A 6827-nucleotide genomic window follows, 5' to 3' on the forward strand; every position below is an offset into this window, starting at 1 on the left:
GCCTCGGGACGAGCGTTTTCCGGACATGTGGCACCAAATGAGGGGAGGGGTCAGGTCAGCGGCTTGAGTGCCTCGGCGGGGGCGGGGGTGCCGGGCCACGCACCGGCTATCGCCGTGACACGCTCCATGTCGAGCCGCGGTTGCAGGTTAGCCGAATCACCGGCTGGGAGGAGGACGAGAGGTAGCGCTCCGGCCACCGGCCCGAGCAGCAGGGCCAGTTGGGATCCCAGAGAGGCGAGAGAATCCGGTGCAGAGGTGATGATAGCCACGCGGTCAGCGGATGTCAGCCCCCACTGGGCCAGCCGACGCTGGGCGGTTTCGGTCAGCTCGGCGCCGGAATATGCCGCGGCCGTAATTTCGGTGCCCAAGAGGTCGCTGCCGCCTGCGGCAGCGGCCGGGACCTCGAACGCCGGGGCCGCGGCGTCGACCTGTACGGGGTCGAATCGGTCGCCGTAGCCGCGGACCTCGACACCGTAGTCCAGCGCCGCAGGCGGGCACTCGGCCAAGGGCGCGCCCAGCGGGTGGAGCGAGGTGCCCACGACTTCGCGCGCATCGGTGCCGAGCGCCGCCGCGAGGCGGTCGCTGTCGGCAACGGCGATATCGCAGGCGGGTACTTGGCCCGGGCCGCCGACCACCGCGGTCGTGCCGGTCGAGAAGCAGGCCACCAGCCATACCAGGCTCTGCCAGGACACCGGCAGGGCCAGGCCGACACGGTCGCCCGGTTCGGCGCCGAGCCCGTCGACGAGCATGTTCGAGGTCTTGGCGACCCAGTTGTCGAACGTGGCGTAGGACAGTTCCACGCGTCCGCCGGTGGCCTCGTCGTAGGCGGTGACGAACGGCCGGGCGGGATCCGCCGCGACAGCGGACCGCCACAGGTCCAGCGGGGTTGCTGCGGCCACAGGAGGCCCCTTCCGTTCACGGAGGACTGGAGTACCGGCATCGGCACCGGCGCCCGCCGGCACCGGGGGAGAGCCGCTCGGGGGTGGCAGCGGGTGCGCAAGATCTCCGGGCGCCGCGCCACATGTTACTCATGGGGCAAGTGTGCCGATTACCCGGCGCCGGAAGGGCTCCGCCTTTGCAGCGCGGCTCTGCCGACGGCACGCACCGGTACGCGGACCGGGCGCTGGCCCGCCGCAGCGCCGCCGGGCGCCGTTGCACATGGCCCGCGGGTCAGCAGGCCATTTAGTCCGGGAAGACGTCCGAAGCTGAGAAAGTGCCCTCATGGGATCGTCCTCCGCACGCCTGTTCGCCCGGGTCACGGCGGCGCCGGCCGTTGTGCTGTCAGCGTGGCTCCTCGCGGCATTCCCGCTGCTCGTGGCCGGGGTGTTCACTCCTCTCACCGGGGCGCTGCTGGGGGTGCCGGCGGTGGTGCTGGGGCTGCTGGCGGTCTTCCGGTGGGTCCCCGCACTCGCGGTTCCGGACGGCCGGAAGCACGGTCAGGTTGACATAAACATCAGTGATATTGATCACATCGTCGGGACCGGTGGCCGCCGTTCGGACGGCCGCCCGGACGGCGCCGCCGGTCCCGAGCGGAGCGGCGGCCGGTGGGCCTGGTGGCCGCTCGCGCTGACCGCGGCGATCGCGGCCGCCTTTGCCGCGGTGCAGCTCGGCTACCACTCCGAGATCCTGGTGATCCGCCGCGACCCCGCCTCCTATGCGCAGTTCACCGCGTGGATCGCCCAGCACGGCTATCTGCCCATCCCACAGCAGCGCGGCCTGATCGCCGGCGACGACCCGGCACTGGTCTACGGCAGCCTGGCCTTCTACGAGGTCGGCAACTCCATCTGGCCGCAGTTCCTCGCCGGAGCGCCGCTGGTCTATGCCGTGGGCCACTGGCTGGGCGGGGTGACCGGCATGCTGGTGACCCCGCCGATCATCGGCGCGCTGGGGGTGCTCACCTTCGGCGGGCTGACCGCCCGCCTCGTCGGCGTCCGCTGGGCGCCCGCCGGGGCGCTGCTGCTGGCCGTGTGCCAGACCCAGCAGTGGATCAGCCGCTCCACCTACAGCGAACCGGTCGCCCAGGTACTGCTGCTGGGCGCGCTGGTGCTGGCCTTCGACGCGCTGACCCACCGCACCGCAATGGGCGGCGCCTGGGGCCGCTGGCACGCGCTGGCGGGGGCCGCCGGGCTCGCCTTCGGGCTGGGCTTGGTCGTGCGCATCGACGCGCTGCGCGACGTCCTACCGGTCGTGGCATTTGCCGGGTTGCTGCTGGTCGCCCGGCGCGGCCAGGCACTGCCGCTGCTGGGCGGCCTGGTGCTGGGGGCGGGCTACGGTACCGCGGCCGGCCTCGGGCTCTCGCAGCCCTACCTGGCGCACCTGTGGAGCGGCTCGCTGATGCCGCTGCTCGTGATCTGCGCGGCCGCGGTGACCGCGGTGGCGCTGGCCGTCGCACTGCTGTGGCGGCGCGGGCTGCCGCGCGGCGACCGGCCGCGCTGGCTGCCCGCGGCCGCCGCCTTCGCCGTGGTCGCGGTGATGGCGGGGCTGGCGCTGCGCCCGCTGTTCTACACCGATCTCGGGCACGGCGACGAGGCAACAGCCTCCTACATCGGCCAGGTGCAGCAGATCGAGGGCCTGGTGTTCAACCCCGACCGCACCTACTACGAGATGAGCCTGTACTGGGTGGGCTGGTATGTCGGTCTGAGCACCGTGCTGCTGGCCACCTTCGGAGCGGCACTGCTCGCGCGGCGCATCCTGCAGCGCCGGGAACCGCAGTGGGTGCTGCCGGCGATGGTGCTGTCCTGGACCGTGGCCACCACCTTGCTGCGGCCCGCCATCACCCCCGACCACCCGTGGGCCAGCCGCCGGCTGATCGTGCTGGTACTGCCCGCGTTCATCCTGTTCGCGGTATGGTTCACCGCCTGGCTGGCGCGCAGGCTCGCCGCCGAGTCGCCGGAGTCCAGGCCGCGGCTCGGCCGGGGCCTGGCCGCGGCCGCCGCCGCGGTGGGCATCGGCGTGCTGCTGGTACCCACGGCGGTCACCGCGGCCGGAGTGATGACCTACCGCTCCGACGTGGGCAGCGTCGCGGCGACGCGCCAACTGTGCCGCGCCCTCCCGCAGGACGCCAGCGTGATCATGGTCGACGGCCTCTACGGCGGCTACATGCCGCTCGTCCGCGGCATGTGCGGCGTGCCCACCGCCGGCCTGTCCACGGCCGAACCCGAACGCGCCGTCGCACGTATTATCGACAAGATCGAGGCGCGCGGCCGCACTCCCGTGCTCGCCGCTTCCGAAGCGCGCCACCTCACCCCTCATGTCCCCAAGGGCACCCCGGTGCGCCACCCGTTCGACGTCAACACCGAACAGGACCCGAGCACGCTGATGCATCCCCCGTCGGGCGGATGGGTCTTCGACGGCAACGTGTGGATCGCCGTGGTGCCCTGACCCGGCCGTGCGCACGCGCGGCTATCCTGAACCCCACCGTGAGCGAGATGTCTGCCAACCACGACGGCGAGCCCGAGCCGGCGCCCTATGTCACGATCGTGCTGCCCTGCTTCAACGAGCAGGACCATGTCATAAAGGAGGTCGAGCGCGTCTGCGCCGCAATGGACGCCTCCGACCACTCCTATGAGGTGCTGGCCGTCGACGACGCCTCCACCGACGACACGCTGGCGCTGCTGCGCGAGGCCGAACCGCTCTTCCCGCACCTGCGGGTGATGGCGTTCGGCCACAACGGCGGCGCGGGCACCGTGCGCCGCATCGGCACCCAGCGCGCCCGCGGGCGGATCGTCGTGTGGACCGACACCGACCTCACCTACCCCAACGAGCGCATCCCCGAACTGGTCGACCTGCTCACCGCCAACCCCGACATCGACCAGGTCGTCGGCGCACGCAACAACGAGGCCGGTACGCACCGCCTGCTGCGGGTGCCCATGAAGTGGCTGATCCGCAAGCTCGCCGAACGGCTGACCAATACCCGCATCCCCGATCTCAACTCCGGGCTGCGCGCCTTCCGCCGCGACGTGTCGCTGCCCTACCTGCGCCTGCTACCGCCCGGGTTCTCCTGCGTCACAACGCTCACGCTGGCGTTCCTGTCCAACCAGCACCCCGTCCACTACATCCCGATCGACTACGCCAAGCGGTCGGGCACCTCCAAGTTCCACTTCGTGAGCGACGCCTACCGCTACCTGCTGCAGGTGCTGCGGATGGTCATGTACTTCAACCCGCTCAAGGTGCTGATGCCGCTCGCGCTGTGGCTGCTGGGCGTGGGCTCGGCCAAGTTCGTCTTCGACCAGGTGCGCGAACCCCTCTACATCCCCAACAACACGATCATGCTGCTGACCAGCGGGCTGATCGTGGCGGCCATGGCGCTGCTGGCCGACCTCATCGTCCGCTCGCGGGACGGGACCTGACGGCCGTGCGCATCAGCATCGTCGGCCCCGCCCACCCCTACAAGGGCGGCGGCGCCCGGCACACCACCGAACTCGCCCACCGGCTCACCGCGCGCGGGCACCGGGTCGCCATCGAGTCCTGGGGCGCCCAATACCCCGCGCTGCTCTACCCCGGCCGGCAGACCGTCGATGCCCCCGAGGGCGAACCGTTCGGCGACACCCGCCGCGACCTCTACTGGAACCGGCCGCTGGGCTGGCTGCGGGCCGGCCGCCGCATGGGCGCCGCGGCCGACCTGGTCGTGGTCACCGTGCTCATCCCCGCCCAAGCGGTGCCCTACCTGGCCATCCTCTCCGGCGTCGGCGCCCGGGCGCGCACGCTGGCACTGTGCCACAACGTGCTGCCGCACGAGCGCCGCCCCAGCGACACCAGTTTGATGCGGGCGCTGCTGCGCCGCGTGGGCGCGGTCCTGGCGCACTCGCCCGAACAGGCCGAACTGGCCGGTGCGCTCGCGGGCCGGGCGGTCCCGGTGCGCTGGTCGCCGCTGCCGCCGCACCTGCCCGAAAGCCCCGGAACCGCCGCCCGCCCGCCCGGCTCGCTTCGCCCAGCGGCGGTCGGCCTGCGGCGCAACCTGCTGTTCTTCGGCATCGTCCGCCCCTACAAGGGCGTCGACGTGCTGCTGCGCGCCTTTGCGCGGGGAGCGCCCGCCGACGTCGGGCTGACCGTCGCCGGCGAGTTCTGGGGCGGCGCGCAGCCGCTGCGCGACCTGGCGGCCGAACTCGGAATCGCCGACCGGGTCGACTTCCGCGAGGGCTACGTTCCCGCCGCGCAGCTGCCCGAGCTGTTCGGCGGGTCCGACGCGGTTGTGCTGCCCTACCGCACGGCCACGGCCACGCAGAACGTGTGGCTGGCCCACGAACACGGCCTTCCGGTGATCGCCACCCGCGCAGGCGCGCTGGGCGAGGCGGTGGCCGAAGGGATCGACGGCCTGCTGTGCGAACCCGGCGACACCGCCGGCCTCGCCGACGCCCTGCGCCGGTTCTACGCCCCGGGTACGGCCGAACGGCTGCGCGCCGCGGTGCGCCCGGCCGACCCCGAACCGCTCTGGGACGCCTACATCAAGGAACTCACCGGGGAGTGATGGCCGCGGAAGCGGCGGCCGGCCACGCGACCGGCCCGTTAGTGTGAGGCCCATGACGTTCGACGGGTTCGAGACTCTGGCCATCCACGCCGGTCAGGAGGCCGACGCCGAGACCGGCGCGGTCGTTGTCCCCATTTACCAGACCAGCACCTACGCCCAGGACGGTGTCGGCGGGCTGCGCAGCGGCTACGAATACTCCCGCTCCGCCAACCCCACCCGCGGTGCGCTCGAAGAGTGCCTGGCCGCGCTGGAGTCGGGCATCCGCGGGCTGGCCTTCGCCTCGGGGATGGCGGCCGAGGACACCTTGCTGCGCACCGTCGCCAAGCCCGGCGACCACGTGATCATCCCCTCCGATGCCTACGGCGGCACCTACCGCCTCTTCGCCAAGGTGCTGGAGCGCTGGGGCGTGCAGTGGGAGGCCGTCCCCCAGTCCGACCCCGGCGCCGTACGGAGCGCCATACGGCCCGAGACCGTGGCGATCTGGGCCGAGACCCCCACCAACCCGCTGCTGACCATCACCGACATCGAGGCGCTGGCCGGAGTGGCCCACGACAACGGGGCGCTGCTCGTGGTCGACAACACCTTTGCCTCGCCCTACCTGCAGCGCCCGCTCACCCTGGGCGCCGACGTGGTCGTCCACTCCACCACCAAGTACCTGGGCGGGCACTCCGACGTGGTCGGCGGCGCGCTGGTCGTCAGCGATCCCGATCTCGGCCACCAGCTGGCGTTCCACCAGAACACCATGGGCGCGGTCGCCGGCCCCTTCGACGCCTGGCTGACGCTGCGCGGGGTCAAGACGCTGGGCGTGCGCATGGACCGGCACTGCGCCAATGCCGAGCGGATCGTCGACGCGCTGCTGCGGCATCCGGCCGTCGGCGAGGTGTACTATCCGGGGCTGGCCGAGCACGCCGGGCACAAGACGGCCGAACGGCAGATGCGCGCCTACGGCGGGATGGTGTCCTTCCGCGCCCGCGGGGGAGAGGAGGCCGCGCTGAAGGTGTGCGACCGGACGCGGGTGTTCACGCTGGGCGAGTCGCTGGGCGGTGTGGAGTCGCTGATCGAGCACCCCGGCCGGATGACCCACGCGTCGGCCGCGGGTTCGCCCTTGGAGGTTCCGGCCGATCTCGTGCGGTTGTCGGTGGGCATCGAATCGGCCGACGACCTGGTCGCCGACCTGGTCGGTGCACTGGAGCAGTAGCCGCCGCGCGGCTGCGCAGGGTGCGGGGCGGGCGCACGCATGCGCCCGCCTGCGCGCCGCAGCGCAAGGCGCGCGGCGGCGCGGCGGCCACGGCCAGTGGCTAGGTGTGATGTCCCGGGACGTTGGTAACAGCCGACACGCCCCGCACAGCGGTTGAAACAG

The 6827-nt window shown here is 72.3% G+C and carries 5 protein-coding genes; 4 read left to right on the top strand and 1 reads right to left on the bottom strand.

Going from position 1 to position 6827, the window contains the following annotated elements; genetic code table 11:
• Positions 1-50: 50 nt before the first annotated feature.
• On the bottom strand, positions 51-899 hold the full coding sequence (locus ACYVD5_RS17910; RefSeq protein ID WP_461002208.1) for a TIGR03089 family protein: 849 nt from the start codon (positions 897-899) through the stop codon (positions 51-53).
• 322 nt (positions 900-1221) lie between these two features.
• On the opposite strand from ACYVD5_RS17910, the gene ACYVD5_RS17915 reads away from it, so the two are divergent.
• From ACYVD5_RS17915 to ACYVD5_RS17930, 4 genes are read left to right on the top strand one after another with little or no spacing between them, the layout of a single operon-like run.
• Positions 1222-3381, top strand: a complete 2160-nt coding sequence (locus tag ACYVD5_RS17915; RefSeq protein ID WP_461002209.1) for a hypothetical protein — start codon at positions 1222-1224, stop codon at positions 3379-3381.
• A gap of 47 nt (positions 3382-3428) precedes the next feature.
• The gene (locus ACYVD5_RS17920) at positions 3429-4349 is read left to right on the top strand and encodes a glycosyltransferase family 2 protein (RefSeq protein WP_461002217.1); all 921 of its coding nucleotides are present in this window, start codon (positions 3429-3431) and stop codon (positions 4347-4349) included.
• Positions 4350-4354: 5 nt separating this feature from the next.
• Positions 4355-5467: a glycosyltransferase family 4 protein gene (locus tag ACYVD5_RS17925; protein ID WP_461002210.1), complete on the top strand. Its 1113-nt coding sequence runs from the start codon at positions 4355-4357 to the stop codon at positions 5465-5467.
• A gap of 52 nt (positions 5468-5519) precedes the next feature.
• The gene (locus ACYVD5_RS17930; RefSeq protein ID WP_461002211.1) at positions 5520-6665 is read left to right on the top strand and encodes a cystathionine gamma-synthase; all 1146 of its coding nucleotides are present in this window, start codon (positions 5520-5522) and stop codon (positions 6663-6665) included.
• Positions 6666-6827: the final 162 nt, after the last annotated feature.

It is taken from the genome of Streptomonospora sediminis, from assembly GCF_054778995.1.